Raw genomic sequence first — 14457 nt, forward strand, 5'->3', positions numbered from 1 at the left:
GGGGTTCTTTGTCGGTGGGCCGGGGGGCGTACGCGTGGGTCGGGGCGGGCACGGGGGGGCCCCCGCCCGGACGCCTGACTTTGACTTTGTTGACCGGACATTCCCGGTCAAGACTCTCCGGGGTCTGGCCCGAGCAGCTCGCTCGAGGGCACAATCCCGATATCTCGCGGGTCGTGTCGTGCCATCCGGCTCACAGGATGTTGCTTGAGGTATGCCAGGCGCGTTGCCGCAACGCCTCCCGTTCCTGACTGGGCCGTCGAGGGTGAACGTCTCATGTCGCCGTCGCGGGAGATGTCAAAGACGATTTTCGTGTCTGTCCGCCCGGCCTTCCTTGGTGACGGCGAAGTAGCCGGTGCGGACTCCCGTCGATGACCGATTCATCTTGGCCAGCGGGAGACGGACGGGACCGTGCTCAGTGGCTTTTGATGTCCGCGATCATTGCCGTGGCCACCTCCAGGGCGACGGCGCGCAGCTGATCGGCGGTGTATCCGGGACGGGTATAGAACACTTTCACCAGCAGGTTCCGGTAACGCGCGAGAACGATCATGGTCGACGCGCCGCCGGAAGACGGCAGCCACTGCAGTGCTGCCCCGTCGTCGGCGCCCGCGACGTCGACCGCGCCGGTCGGCCGGCCCTGACCCGCGTTGAACTCGCGCTGCGACTTCAGTGAGGCGGCTGCGGCCTTGACACCCGGCTTGCCACTCTCGGCCGAGAAGCGGGTCGCCTTCACATTCAGCACAGTCTGCGGCCCCTTCTCGAAGGCGGAACTCCTCCACTCGCAGATCCCGTCGACCTCGCCCGGTTTGTCCGCCGCGGTCAGCGGCTGAGCCCGGACCTCGCCCTCGATATACCGGGCCACGTCGCTTACCCGGAGCACCACCTGCGGAGTAGGCACGTAGCTGATATCAGGCTCACCGGAACCTACTGGCGTGGACGGCTCACCGCTTGCCTCGTTGTCCTTTTTGTTGAGCAGCACCACAGTGGTCGTCGCGCCCAGAATGAGCGCGAGAACAAGCACGACACCAACGACGATCCAACCGGTGTTGCGCCGCCGCCGGCGGGGCGGCGGCAACGTTGGCGAGCCCCACGGTCCAGGCTGACCTGGGTACGGCTGCTGTGGTTGCCAACGAGGTTCATCCACTGTTGATCTGTCCATTCCGGTTCACTGCCCGGCTCCTGGCGAGCCGTGGACGCCAGAGTCCAGCAGGGTGTGGTTGACAAATTGTTGCCGTGCACCTTCGTGAGTCAGAGTGTGTCGACGCGACAACGGACGGTTTGCGCGAGACCGACGCACCAATGGCGCTCGAGTCTGACAGGGTTCGGAAGCCGGCATCGGCGACCAGGTGTGCGCCACCGGGCCGGACCTGCGGCTCCTCGCCAAGGAGACCATGGACGACGATTACGTCATATGGGCCTAGGTTGCCCATTGGTGTGCCTAGCGCCGCCTGAACGGAGGCGGTCGAGAAGCAGACAGACGAGGTGAGCCCCACGCGGCATTGAGACACCTCGTGATCTCGACGCTCATCACGGGCAGCCCCGTCCGTCGTCGAACCAACCCGATTACACGCCGCTGGGACTACCCCCATGACCGCTATGCAGGGACCGACGACGGACGAGGCGCCGACCATCTGCTTGACACAGAACGCCTTACGCTGATGAGCGGACGTTGAATCTATTCATCGTTGCGCGTATCTAAGCCACCCGGGGCTACGGTGATCACTCGCTCCGCTCGCGTGACAGCTCGGCCGCACGACGACTCGTGCACCGTGCGCTAGAGCACCCGTTGTGTGCCGACCTGCGACGCCACAACCGGTTCCCGTGACGTGTCGCGATGGACTGGTGATGAGAGCACTCGATACCGGCGCCAGCGCGGATCCGCAGATAGTGGCTGATACCCAGAACGATCCTCGTCGATGCCACGACGAGTTCCCCGCCTTCGCAGGCGGTGTCCGGCGGTGCGTGCTGACCTATCTAGGTCAAGACCTGGAGTCGAGATCGAGCACGCATGCCTGGTCGGCGCGGAGCTCGCCATTGATTTGAGGCCGCCGATCCTTAGTCGCTATCAATGCGCTGCTGCATGTACGCGAGGCCTTAGAAATTATTGTGCATCTGACTGTTTCGTGTTCGGGTCAATTGTTCTGCGCGCAATGACCCTGTCCCGAAAATATTTGAAAAGATCTCGCAAGGTGTAGGCGCCGAAGGAGAGCAGCTCACAACCCGATGACAGTGTTGACTGTCGTCAGGTTTGGCGTTTCGCCGGTTCCCGGCCTACAGCGGCGCTCGATGGGGTGAATTGGTCGGGCAGCAACGGCACGAGTATGACGCGGCGGTGCGTGGCATCGCGATCAGGGAGCCGCTGAAGGAGTTCAGCGGGCGTGTCCTCAAAGGAGGTAAGGCGACTGCTGAGATCGCAGCCCGGTCACGGCGTCGCGGGAAGCAACGAGAGGGGAGGACCAAGACTCCGGCTGGGACGCGACTGGTGGAGATTCCGCCGAGCATCGCGGTGTTCTACGAGGAACTGATGGACAGGCACAGTCACCCGTTCATCCTGTGCAGTCCTGAAGGCAATCCTTGGCGGCGGTCCAACTTCCGTTACCGCTACTGGCGTCCAGCCTGAGACGGTGTCGCCGAAGACAAGCCGGGTTCGGTGCCTCCGATCCTCGAAGGCTTCACCTTCCATGAAGGGCGCCATTACTCACGCGACATGGCTGACCGAGGACGGAGTGCCGGAAGTCGCGAGGCGCGCGAGGCTTGGCCAGAAAAATGAAGGGCACGGGGAGGATCTACGACCACATGACCCCGGCGATGCGTCAGCACATCATCGCGTCGCTGGAAGCACGGTGGGCTGCGTCCTTGATCGTGCTCCGGCCGACCGAGCGCGAGAAACTCGCGAGCTGGTTCCCACACTTAAAGGTGGTGTACCGAAACCTTGAGATCGAGCCGGTGAGCAAGATCCACGCCGGATTCACGCCATTGCAAAAGTAAAACCCCATCCCTCGCGAGGAGGGACAGGGCTCTGACCTGCGAAACCTATGGTGCGCGATACTGGGATTGAACCAGTGACCTCTTCCGTGTCAGGGAAGATCAACGGGGTTCCCGACCAGGCGATTCTCGTATTTACGCAGGTCAGCACGTTCTGTTCCTCCTCGTTCCGGCGGCTTGCCACGGGTTGCCGTCGCCGGATTTTCGCCGGATGATCTTGGCCTCGGAGGACGTGTTCGACGTGTCTGATCGTGATCCAGTGGTGAACATCGTGACGGCGATTGCCGCGACGGTGGTCGCCTTGACCTTCTTGTTCGGCTTCGGCAACGTACTAAACCTGGCTTTAAGGCTCGGCGTGCCGATATGGATTGCTCCCTTAGTGGCTCCCGCTGTCGACCTGTCTGTTCTGGGTTTGCTGCTGGCTATTCGACAGCTTGCATTGCGAGGTGCGGCGCCGGGCTGTTGTGTCCCAGCTCGGCGCCTGCTGCTCTTTGCCAGCGTCGTGACGTTGGCCTTGAATGTCGCTGATCCACTGATCTCCGGCCATGTGGGCAAGGCGGCCTTTGACGCGGTCGGTCCCTTGCTGCTTATCGGCTGGGCCGAGGTCGGTCCCGAACTCCTGCTGACGCTCGCGGAGCACCAAGGGCCGCGTGCTGCGGAGCAGACCGTTGATGGGCCGGATGCGCGGCGCGCCGTTCGAGAAGGTGCGCCGGCGGCGGGTGGAGGAGAGCTTGAAACTGATCTTGTCGCGCGTGCGAGGAGGGAAGACGCGGCGCACCGAGCGCGGTACCAGCGGCCGATCTCGGCGGAGGTATTGCGCAAGCGGCTTCGGATTGGAACGCAGCCTTCGCGGAAGCTGGTCGCGCTCGTCCGTTCCGAATACGACTCTTCGTACGCTGCGAGAGCTGGCTCAGGTCTCGCTAACGGAGCGTGAGCGCCGAAGCACTCTCAAGGCACTCGGCTTACCTTCCCGCACACCTCGGGGTGGATTTCGTGGCAGCGGGCGCATGGTTCATTTCTCTGTCGGACAGCGGTCTTCCCTGGTTGTGACCTTGCGCCACTCGACAGATTGCCGCCACTCTTCGACGTCGTTGATGAGCTTCTTCAGCTGGGCCGGCGTCGGCGGAGGCTCGTTCGAAGCCGCGGGTTCTTCGTGCGCGGAGGTCCACAGTGACAGGTCGCTCATCGCGGCGTCGATGAGCGCGTGGTCTGCGTCGGTCACCGTGATCCTGGCCAGCCGCTTGGTCTGAACGGGACGGTCGAAACGACTGATCACATCATCGAGCAGCACCGTCTCGACCGCCCGCTCGACCGTCGCGCGGAGGTCTGACGCGATGTGGTGAGCCGCTTCCGCCCACTCGGCATCAGCGCCCGCTGCATAGAGATGTTCGTTATCTTCGACCGACTTCTTGTGTGCCTTCAACCTTTTTTGCGGCACACCGCCGACCCCGACGGCTTCGAGAGTGCACATGCCCGGTCCGTGCAGGCCACGCTTGACCTGCACGTCGAGTACGCACACCGCCTGATGTGAACTGTGCCGGTGAACGGCGTGAACGAACGGCAGGCTGTGTGTGAAGACGACGACCTGCCTGTTCGCGGCCTCCTTGACCAGCCGCTCGGCCACCTTCGACAGAAAACGATGGTCCAATGACGACACGGGGTCGTCCAACACGATCGCCGAGCCGTCGTCGACCAAGCCGACCTCGATCAGGAAGCCGGCGAGTGCTACCGCCCGGCACTCGCCTTCGCTCAGCACGTCACTGAGTTTCACTGTGTCTCGCACCGAAGAGGTGAAGGCCAGCCGATGTGGTACGACACCGACTCTGGCTGGCGCAGGTGTGACGCCGAGTTCCAGCCTATCCACGCCTAGGGATGCCAGCTCTGCGACAAGCAGGGCGCCGAGCCGGTCGGTGATCAGCATCTTGGCGAGTTCACTCTGTTTGGCCGTAACGGAATTCGTCTTGCAGTAGGTCTTCGCCGCTTGCAGATGGCCAACCACGATTCGTCGATGATGTTCCGCCAGGACGTTTTCCAGTTCCGTGCGCAGCGCTGCTCGGCTACTCAGTTCCTCATGTTCGTCGGCGAGCCTCTTCGCGGCCTCTGGATCGCCTGCGTTCTCGAGCTCCGCGGCTTGCCGTTGCTCCGTTTCGATTCCTTGGCGCAGTCTCGCCATTACGGCTTCGTTTTCAACGGTCGCGTCCTGGGGGAGAGGTGTATCGACAGGTACCTCGCCGCTGAGCAGGCCCACGATGAAGGTTCCGCGTGCGCAGACTGCCTTGCTGGCAGCGACCAACGCTGCGTCGAGCTCGGCGTACTCCTCGCCGAGCGCGCTGAGCAGACCAGGTTCAAGAAGGTTGGCGCTGATGGTGTCGGTGAGACTGCGGCGAACTCGGTCCGTTTCCTCGCGTGCGGCACGCAAGTCCGCCGCTGTTGTGTCTTTGACGAACTGCTCCAGCGAGACAAAAAGCTGTTGGGTGTCAGCGGGTAGCGTCTGCTGACACAGGACGCACCGTGCTCCGGGGCCGGTGTGGGGAAAGTCGTTTCCGTGATATGCGGCCGCGTTGGAGTAGGTGCGGGCCGCTTCCCAGAGTCGAAGCCAAGCTTGATCGCCGATGCCTGACAAGGTGGCGCCGGCCACGAGATTTGCGGCCGCTGTCGCTGCTTCCTGCAACTCGGTGACCCTCTTCGCGAGTTCGCGGGCCGCGGCGTCATCGTTCTGCCGGACCGTGGCGAAAAGGCGTTTGGCACGCTGCTCGACGTTCACGCCCTGCAACTGGTCCGCGCGCGCACTATGCAGTCGCGCACGCGTGACCGGGTCGCCTGCACGGAGCTCCTCCAGTAATACCCCGAGTTCGCCAAGGCGCGAAACCTCTTTCTCTGAGAGCTTGGCCAGTCGACCCAGCAGCTCTTCGCAGCCCTTGGTGCCGAGAGTTTCGACCGCGCGGCTGACCGCGGTGTTTCCCCCTAGTTTCGACAAGTCTGCGGCCGTCCGGCCGGATGCCGCGATGCGGTCGTTGAGCTCAGCCTCGACTTTTCGGCAGGCTTGCGCGAGATCTTGAACCAGGGTGACCACAAGCGGGGAAAAGGCGGTGTCGCCTTCCTTGTCGAGCAGGTGCGCGGCAGCTTGCGTGTCGAAGAAATGAATCTTCTTCATGCTGGTGAGTGAATCGGCCCCGGCGCGCCAAGTATGCGAGCGGCAGTCCGTGCCTTCCTGATAGTCGACTCGGGCGGTCGGCACTTCGTCGTCCTCGCCGGAAAGCACGTTACGCAGCACCTGGCCGGGAACTCCTCGGACAGCGCAAACCTGGCGCAGTATCCGCGCGTAGCCGGATTTCCCTGCTCCGTTGTCGCCGTAGATCAGGGTGATTCCGGCTGGGGCGAGCGGAAGTTCTTGGTCGGCGGCGAGCCGGTTGACATGCTCGACTCCGGAGATGCTCCGCAAGGCGACCGGGATGTCGCCGGTCGCCTCGGTCGGGAGGTGGTCGCTGGTGATCGGGTCGAAAGGCATGGTGGTGCCCGCGGCTTCGCCGACGGCCAAATCGGCCAGGTCGGCTATGTCCTGCTGGGAGAGCTTGGCCATGACCAGACGTCGCAGCGCTTCACGCTGCCACTTCGGGCGTGTTTCGGACCACGAGATCACATTTCCGCGCGCTTGGGAAAAATCACTCATGGGTCATGCCCTCAAATCCCGTCGATCTCCGGTTTGCAATCGTTGAACCGGAAATCGAAAGTATCGAGGATTCCGTTACGGGCCCTGATGTGCTTTTGGGTGATCAACCCGTCGTCATGGTGCGTTATTCACTATTTGTCAATCTTTTGTGTCGCCCAGGGTCGGCGAGCCGTTGGATTCGGTGACGGGGGCGACATTCAGGCCGGTGCCTGCCAGTGCCGCTGAGTTCGCGGAAGGCAATCGTCGTGGACCGCTTGATCGCTGTTATGGGATGCGCGCCGCCGACGCCATAGGTCCTCGCCCAACCACGCTCCTGCGCGACGGCGTGAACGGGTGCCGCCGATGTTCGCCTCTGGAGCAGGTTTGGTGCCGCCGGTGACGCGTCGCAACGTTGAGTTACGGCGGGTGGCACAATCGCACGCCTACAGAAGAGGTGGGCTGTGAGTACTCGGTCGAGCATCGAGTGGACGGAAACGACCTGGAACCCGACGACGGGCTGTGATCAGGTCTCTCCAGGTTGCGACCATTGCTATGCGTTGACCTTGGCCAAGCGCCTGAAAGCCATGGGTTCGGCGAAGTACCAGACTGACGGAAGTCCGGTAAGTAGTGGTCCTGGCTTCGGCGTGACAATCCACGAGTCGACTCTGCAGGAGCCATTGCGCTGGCGGCAACCGCGGCTCGTCTTCGTCAACTCGATGAGCGACCTCTTCCATGCGAAGGTTCCGGTCGATTTCATCCGGCGCGTGTTCGATGTCATGGCGGCGACTCCGCAGCACACGTACCAGATCCTGACCAAGCGGGCTCGTCGTCTCCGGCGGCTGGCCCCGTCCTTGAACTGGCCGGACAACGTATGGATCGGCGTTTCTGTCGAGAGTGCCGGGCAGCTGGAGCGGGTCGACGACTTGAGGGCCGTACCTGCTGCTGTTCGCTTCCTCTCGTGCGAGCCGTTGCTCGGTCCGCTGCCGGATCTTGATCTTGCGGGTATCGGTTGGGTGATCGTCGGTGGTGAATCGGGGCCGGGTGCCCGGCCCATGGACCCCGAGTGGGCGTTGGCTGTTCGAGATCGCTGTACCAGCTCTGACGTGCCGTTCTTCTTCAAGCAATGGGGCGGCCGCACTCCGAAAGCAGGAGGTCGGGTGCTCGGCGGACGGCTATGGAACGAGATGCCTATCGAGGTAGCTCGTCTACACGAAGGCTCCGCCTAGCGGTTGACGAGCGGAGCACAACTCCTCATCGTGGTCAGGGTGCCACTTTCAGTGAGGGGTGATGTCAGTGACTGGCATTTGGGACTTGGAGCCGCACACAGAGGCTAAGCATCAGATCTACCGCAGTTACCTGGACGCTTGGTTCCCGATTCTGATTCGCAAGTTTGGCAGCGTGACCTATGCGGAGGGCTTCGCCGGTTGTGGTGTCTATACCCGCGGAGAGCCCGGCTCGCCGATCATCGCTCTACGGAGTCTGCTCCGTCGCCGCCACCAGTTCTCGGACTTGAAGCGTGCGCGATTCCTGCTGGTCGAGAAGGAGCGACAGCACGCGGAAATACTCGCGGAACAGTTGGCCAAATTGCTCAAGCTAGACAAGCCCGTCTACGACTACGACGACGGCGTCATCCAAGTCGCGCTGCGCTGTGGGAAGTGCGAGGACACGCTGCCTGCTTTGCTCGCCGAAACCCGAGCTTGGGGGCAACCGATCCTGGCGATTTTCGACACCTTCGGCGGAGGGGTCCCCGCTGGGCTCTTGCAGAAGATCGCGGCCAACCGAAGTTCTGAGGTTGTCTACACCGTGTTGCCGCAGCATTTCGTTCGGTTCGCCAACCAGGAGCGTGGCGATGATGTCTTCGCTGACTCAAGCTGGCGGTCTGTAAAAGACCTGCCAACGGCCGAGAAGCGTCAGTACATTGCCGCCAAATTTGCCGAAACGATGACCGCGTCCGGGTTTCCGCACACGCTGCGATTCGATCTCGGTACCGACCGCGGTGACCTGCTCAACCTGTGGTTCGGCACACGGTCGCTGCGCGGAGTCGAGAAGTTCAAGGACGCCACCTGGAAGGCCGATCCTGTTCGCGGTGCGGGTTTCCGCGACCCGCGTGACCCCGATCAGCAGTTGTTGCCGATGCGGCAGGAGCCGGACTTGGCGCCGTTGCAGCGTTTGCTGCACGCCCGCCTGCTGCAAGCTCCGGGAAACAGGATGACTGTGGAGGAACTCCGAACGTTCACCACGATCGACTCGATCTTTCGCGCGCCGCACGTGACGCCGGCTCTGGCGCGAATGGAGAAACGTGGCTGGATTGACAAGCAACACGCTCATCTGAGGCTTGGGAGCACGTCGGTCACGGGTGTGCCCGCACAGCAGGATCTCTTCGGATTTGTCGGCTGACCATTCGCTGGGCGCGCTGCCCTCGGCACTGCAAGCACACGCTGGACAGACGCCGGTGCGCCTGTGCCTCGTCGGCATCAGAGCGCGCACCTTCGCCTCGCCTGGGCACCCAGGCACCCCGTCGGGCCAGCCTCATCGCCGACAACGCCAGCATCCCGGCGTCACTGTCAAACGGTAGGCCGGACGCGGACCTGCGGTATTGGGTTTGCGAGCTCGACTTCAGCCGCGGCGAGGCCCCAGGCCGCCACCGGCACCTCAACCGCTAAGGTGACTGTGTGGTGACGAGGGCTCACGCAACGCGAGGGACTATCGCCGGCGCGTCTGGTGATGGTGGTGTCGAGTACCGGCGCGGCGTGGCGGCCTATGCGGTGGCTCTGGGATTGAGCGGGGTTCCGTTGCCTGAGCTTGGGCTGGAGTCCGAGTACGCGCAGGTTGAAGCAGTGGCGTTGGAAACGGTCGATGCCGTCGACGACATCCGTATCGATCTCAAGTCCAGCGGCAAAGTGATGGTTCAAGCCAAACGATCTTTGCATCCAAGTGGGGCATTCAAAGCGGCCGTCGCGCAGTGGGTCGAAGCAGGCAAGGGCGATCTTGACCCAAGCAAGGACAGGCTCGTCCTGGTATCTGCCGAACTGCCTTCCAAGATGCGACACCTTCGGCAGGCGTTGAACCGTCAGCGGCAGAAGATACCCGGCGATCTGTCCGAGCCTGAAAGGAAGGCTTACGAGAGCGTTGAAAGCTTGCTCACGGAATTGACCGATGAGCAACGGCAGCGTGTGCTCGCGTGCGCGGTCATCTGGGAGCTCGCTGTCGAGGAACCGGACCACGCCAGCGCCCGGGAAGCGATCAGCAACCTCCGCGCGGTGGTCGAGGGTGGCCATGCGTCCGCGCGGCAGGCATGGAAGTCGCTGGTGGTGCAGGCCGGCCGAATGGCGCGGCTCCGCAGCGGGTACATCCTCAAGGGGTGGAAAGATGCCCTGGAGGGCGAAGGTATCGAATTCACCTGCACCGGCGATGCTCCGTCGGCCCGGCTCGAAAGGGTTAAGCAGGCGGTGAAGCGGTACAAAGCCGTCTCATTCACGACGGTGAGCACCTCGACTTGAGCGCCATCGGCGCACGGATTCCGCAGCTCGCTCTGCGGGCCGCAGACGCACACGTCGAAGTTGATATTGAGGGCAGTGAAGCTACGTCGCTGCTGTGGGCGTTCCTGCGTCGCGGACGGCTCGTATTGGCGGGGCTTCCCGGCGGGGGTAAGAGCACCGAGATCAAGAAGCTCGCCGCTCGGCTCTGTGCCTTGGCGCACGCGCCGCTGCCAGTGCCGGTGTCACTGCCGGAGGTCAACGCGCGTGACAGGGCGACGACGAGCTTCCGCGACCAGTTGATTACCGTAGCGGTGCGTGACGTTCCGGCGGAATATAGGGACATTTTGCGCGCCGAGATCGAGCACCGCCTCGTCCACGGCGGCGTCACCCTGCTTCTGGATTCGCTCGACGAGACCTACGGCGACCGCGGGACGGTGGTCTCCGACATCGAATCCCTGATCGCTGAGATCTCACCGGACACAGATATCCTCCTGGCCACACGCGATATCGCCTACGCGGATGCCCAACGGCTGTCATGGCAAACCGCGCGACTGGGGCCTCCGACCGAGATTGGCAGAACCGTCAGAGCAATTTTGGAGGCGGCGTCCACACAGGACAATAAGATGGTTGCCGACCCGCAGCGGTGGATCGACCAGCGGATAGCCTGGATCGACACCGTTCTCGAGCAGGACCACGGGCTACGTGAGACCCCGCTGATGCCGGTACTGCTCGCCATGCTTGCGACGGAACGCGAGCAGGCCGCTCTGCCTGTCGGCCGCGCCCGCATCCTCGCCGCCATCATCGAGGACCTGCTCGCCCCCAAGGAAGTCAAGCGCCAGAAAGGAAACACGCATAGCGAGCCTCAGCAGAGGAAGCGGCAGGTCTCGATGGCGCGGGCGTTCCGCATGGAAGCAACTGCCTTGCTGCGGGGACAGAAGCTGATCTCTCGTGACGTCGTGATCAAGGAAGTCGCCGACGACCTCCGCCAGTATTTCGACCTCTCCGAAGGAGACGCGAAGGCTGACGCCACCGACGCAGTGCACTTCTTCGACGAAGCCGGAATCTTCGTCATAGCCGGAGCGAGCCAGACCGTGGCACCACGTGTGGCTTTGTTCGCTGAGATCGGTGACGCACTCCGCATCGCCGACAAACCTCACGACGCCGAGTCCTGGGTTGCCGCGCGCATCGACGGTCGACAGGCCGAACCGCTGATCCTGGCCGCCGCGCTAAACGACCAGGTTGCTGCCGTCTTAGCCAGCGCGGTTCGGCAACGCCCGAACGACCGGGCAGTCATGCATGCCGCCGTGCAAGCCGTCACCGAAGGCGCTCACATGCACGAGCGCGACATCCGGTCGCTGTGCGAAGCGCTGATCAACGACGTCGCGACAGGTGACCGCGCAAGCTGGCGCAGCTGGCGCGAACTTTCCAAACTGCCAGTTCCGCCGGATCTCGCCGAACCGGCAATAAGCGCGTCCACCGCACACAGCCCAGACCACGCGACCGTCGCTACCGCCACACTGGACATACGGTTCAGGTCGCGCGCAGCGCTGATCGCCGCACCCCAGCACCTGCTGGACGTGCTCACCTTGCACGACCTGCCGAAACAGGGCAATCCAAGCGAGACAGACGCTCCCGTTTCCGCGCTAAGATGGCCCCCGGTCATCGATACGAGTGACATCCCAAGTCCGATCGACCGCGCATTGGTAGACGTCCAATACGCCGCGGCCAGGATCCTACTTGGACAGGTGCCCGCCGCCACGGCTTTGGTAGTCGAATGTGCTCGGAATGAGCCAATGGGCAACCATCGTCTCCTCCGGTTGCTGGGTGAGCGGAGGTTCACCAAGGAGGCGTCGACGGTCGCGTCCGCCCGAGTCGAACGGGAGGACCGCATCGTACAAGAGTTTGTGCGGGCGTCCGGCCGAGCAGGAGTCGATCTTGACCAGAATGACCGCAGCCGCGATACAGTGATTTTGAGCGTCCTCGCTGCCAGGAGCCAGGCTGAACTTAGCTGGCAGCAGCGGAACCGGCTTCAGGAGCTCGCCGATTTCGTTGAGACACTCGATCTGAGCGACTTGTCCGCGAGCCGCCAACTTCTCGCGCTTGCCGATGCGACACTGCACCAGATTTGTGAGCTGGCTGCCAGACTGTATCGGTTCGACCTCGACGTCTTGGCCGCACAGGCGCAAATTATTCTCGATCGGACGGCGGGTACGAACGTGAGTGCCTACCGCCATCATGCTGCCTACGACTGCTTGTTCGACGGATCCGTCGAGCGCACAAGTCCTGACTGGACGGGCGTTCATGCCGAGGACGCGGTGCCTGTGATCATGAAGATGTTCACGCTCGCCGGCCCGCAGGCCAGTGTTGCCGCGAAAGCACTGTGGTACGCACCATCGCACGTCGCCCAGGTCGCCGTGCCGCTCTTGCGTGACTTCATTTCCCGGACAAGGTCAGGGTCTATTCACCATCGCTTGGCGGCCAGCGTCCTCTGCACGCTCGTCGACGGCCCGGAGCCCGCAGCCTGGGTGTCGAGCCTGGATCCCGGTCTACGCGCCGTGGCCGCAACGATGCTCCCGCCTGAAGCACCGACCTTCGACCACGACCTGCGCCAACTCATCGACGACGCCGATGCCCACGTCCAAGAAAGCGCGCTGCGACGATACGCAAAAGAGGCGCCGCCCGACCTGCACAGCGTCCTGCGCACCGTCGCCAACCGCCCCCGCCCAGGGTGGACATGCCACAGTTGTCGAACACTCAACCTCCCGTCCGGCCAGCCCACGTGCGCCAACGAAAGCTGTGGTCACCGGGGCCCAGACCCTCACCTTGTTGCGGCCGAACTCCTCGTGAAGCTCGCCCCAGCCGAATGTCGCTGACCAGGCTTTGCGTCCTGACCTTGACCTGTCAGAGCGATACTCGTCGACCGCGGCCTCAGCGGCTGCGGGGTTCGTGCAGGGCGCTTTGAAGAGACGAGGGGACAGTTGGGGTCGCGGGCACGATGTTTGAAGACCTGGTCACCATGCGGCGCGCCTGAGGCGATGTGGCCAAGGGCGACCGGCAGAGACCGCATCCGCCGCCTGGCCACAGCAAATCGAACACAAGACCGGCTAACCAGTAGGAGCGTCGTCCTCGTCTGTGCATTCGGCGGCGCCTGTGCGCAACGTGGTGACGATCCGTGGAACGGTGTAGACCAGGAGAACAATCAGTGCGACCGGGATCACAAAGCCGATGACTATGGCCAATGTGATCAAGGGCCACGAGGTCTTGTTGAAAAAGTCGTCGCCGATGTTTGTTACCGCACCCGCGAATAGCGGACCGACTATGCCATAAGTTAGAGTGCTGGAGATCGCAGTAGAAAGAGAGCGAGGCAGCGGTAGCTCTATGATCGAGCTGCCGTCCGACTTGAATCGTGAAGATCTGACCTTCGATAGAATCGCGGCCAGTGCGACTACTCCTATCGGAAGAACATAGGCGCCGACGATGATAAGGGTAGGTGCTGGCTCGTTGAGTGTCACGGAGATATAGTCGAGTGTTGTCATGGCCAAGAGCAGTGTTACGCCTGCTCCGACGCCGAGAACCATCCGCTGTGACAGTGTCTGGAGATCGACCGGTCGACCGGTTTCACTGCTCGCGGGCACCGAGTGAGCGCTGGCTTGCTCGGTCTGCGTATAGTTGGCAAGCAGCCAGGCTATGCCACTGATCAGCGCTATCCCGCCGACGGCCAGTAGTCCGCTCGCTGCCATAGTTTCCGCCCAGATGCGCTGGCGCAGTCGATCAAAGCTTCCGCCGGAGATGAGGCTGAAGAGGTAGCTGTCAAAGGCCAGAACCACGAACGCCGCAGAAAACAACCCTAGCGTCCGCGAGTTCGCGACCCCTGAACGGCCAAACAAGATGATCATCGCCGTAAACACGAAACCTGCGAGCACGCCAGCCAGCTGCGAGTTCGTTGGCGCCGAAGTCAGGACGCTCCACCCATTGCTCAAGCATCTGTCGGTGTCCATATTCCGTAGTCGGCAGGCAGATCGGACCGTTACGGCCGAAACGGCATCGGTTGAATTGTTACATGATCAAGGACCCGCGTATCGAACATTTTCTTTGCGGTCGGTGAGCGAGCTGAGTCTACTGACCCACTGACTGGAACCTGGTACCGAGTTCCTGGCCGTGGCAGCCTTTGTTGGCAGAGCCGTTGCATCATCTCTACCACGGGGCGCTGCTGCACGGCTGAGGTTCACCCCGGGTAGTGGACACCGAGTTTGCAGGACCAGTCGTCCTGTTGAAAGGATGTCCTCATGCCTCCTCGCAAGCGCCGTTCGTACACGGCCGAGTACAAGATCGAGGCTGCCCATCGTG

At 62.8% G+C, this 14457-nt stretch carries 10 protein-coding genes; 7 read left to right on the plus strand and 3 right to left on the minus strand.

The window, feature by feature from the left end; translation table 11 throughout:
• Positions 1-412: 412 nt before the first annotated feature.
• Positions 413-1018 carry a hypothetical protein gene (locus tag ACFV15_RS01195; RefSeq protein ID WP_378348101.1) on the minus strand — a complete coding sequence of 202 codons (606 nt, stop codon included), beginning with the start codon at positions 1016-1018 and terminating at the stop codon, positions 413-415.
• 1461 nt (positions 1019-2479) lie between these two features.
• Between ACFV15_RS01195 and ACFV15_RS01200 the strand changes: the two genes are divergently transcribed.
• The 3 genes from ACFV15_RS01200 to ACFV15_RS01210 all read left to right on the plus strand — a co-directional run bounded on the left by ACFV15_RS01200 (position 2480) and on the right by ACFV15_RS01210 (position 3916).
• A complete protein-coding gene (locus tag ACFV15_RS01200) occupies positions 2480-2617 on the plus strand; it encodes a hypothetical protein (RefSeq protein ID WP_378348102.1) in 138 nt (45 codons plus the stop codon).
• 176 nt (positions 2618-2793) lie between these two features.
• Entirely contained in the window at positions 2794-2985 is a 192-nt protein-coding gene (locus tag ACFV15_RS01205; RefSeq protein WP_378348103.1) for a hypothetical protein, read from the plus strand.
• A 208-nt stretch (positions 2986-3193) separates the two neighbouring features.
• A complete protein-coding gene (locus ACFV15_RS01210; protein ID WP_378348104.1) occupies positions 3194-3916 on the plus strand; it encodes a hypothetical protein in 723 nt (240 codons plus the stop codon).
• A gap of 78 nt (positions 3917-3994) precedes the next feature.
• On the opposite strand, the gene ACFV15_RS01215 is transcribed toward ACFV15_RS01210, so the two are convergent.
• Positions 3995-6652, minus strand: coding sequence for an AAA family ATPase (locus ACFV15_RS01215; RefSeq protein WP_378348105.1), 2658 nt, complete (start codon positions 6650-6652; stop codon positions 3995-3997).
• Positions 6653-7092: 440 nt separating this feature from the next.
• On the opposite strand from ACFV15_RS01215, the gene ACFV15_RS01220 reads away from it, so the two are divergent.
• The 4 genes from ACFV15_RS01220 to ACFV15_RS01235 all read left to right on the plus strand — a co-directional run bounded on the left by ACFV15_RS01220 (position 7093) and on the right by ACFV15_RS01235 (position 12983).
• The gene (locus tag ACFV15_RS01220; RefSeq protein WP_378348106.1) at positions 7093-7857 is read left to right on the plus strand and encodes a DUF5131 family protein; all 765 of its coding nucleotides are present in this window, start codon (positions 7093-7095) and stop codon (positions 7855-7857) included.
• A gap of 67 nt (positions 7858-7924) precedes the next feature.
• Complete coding sequence (gene tcmP, locus ACFV15_RS01225; RefSeq protein WP_378348107.1) at positions 7925-9028, plus strand: three-Cys-motif partner protein TcmP; 1104 nt, start codon at positions 7925-7927, stop codon at positions 9026-9028.
• 275 nt (positions 9029-9303) lie between these two features.
• The gene (locus tag ACFV15_RS01230) at positions 9304-10131 is read left to right on the plus strand and encodes a hypothetical protein (RefSeq protein WP_378348108.1); all 828 of its coding nucleotides are present in this window, start codon (positions 9304-9306) and stop codon (positions 10129-10131) included.
• Entirely contained in the window at positions 10128-12983 is a 2856-nt protein-coding gene (locus ACFV15_RS01235; RefSeq protein ID WP_378348109.1) for an NACHT domain-containing protein, read from the plus strand. The genes ACFV15_RS01230 and ACFV15_RS01235 overlap by 4 nt, the downstream gene beginning before the upstream one ends.
• Before the next feature lie 231 nt (positions 12984-13214).
• Here ACFV15_RS01235 and ACFV15_RS01240 read toward each other — a convergent pair whose 3' ends face one another.
• Positions 13215-14033: a hypothetical protein gene (locus ACFV15_RS01240; protein WP_378348110.1), complete on the minus strand. Its 819-nt coding sequence runs from the start codon at positions 14031-14033 to the stop codon at positions 13215-13217.
• Positions 14034-14457: the final 424 nt, after the last annotated feature.

It is taken from the genome of Amycolatopsis sp. NPDC059657, from assembly GCF_042734395.1.
GTDB lineage: Bacteria > Actinomycetota > Actinomycetes > Mycobacteriales > Pseudonocardiaceae > Amycolatopsis.

Bases quoted from the DNA above. Each gene is read 5' to 3' on its own strand.
- ACFV15_RS01205 (WP_378348103.1), top strand. From the start codon at position 2,794: ATGACCCCGGCGATGCGTCAGCACATCATCGCGTCGCTGGAAGCACGG.
- ACFV15_RS01210 (WP_378348104.1), top strand. From the start codon at position 3,194: ATGATCTTGGCCTCGGAGGACGTGTTCGACGTGTCTGATCGTGATCCA.
- ACFV15_RS01215 (WP_378348105.1), bottom strand. From the start codon at position 6,652: ATGAGTGATTTTTCCCAAGCGCGCGGAAATGTGATCTCGTGGTCCGAA.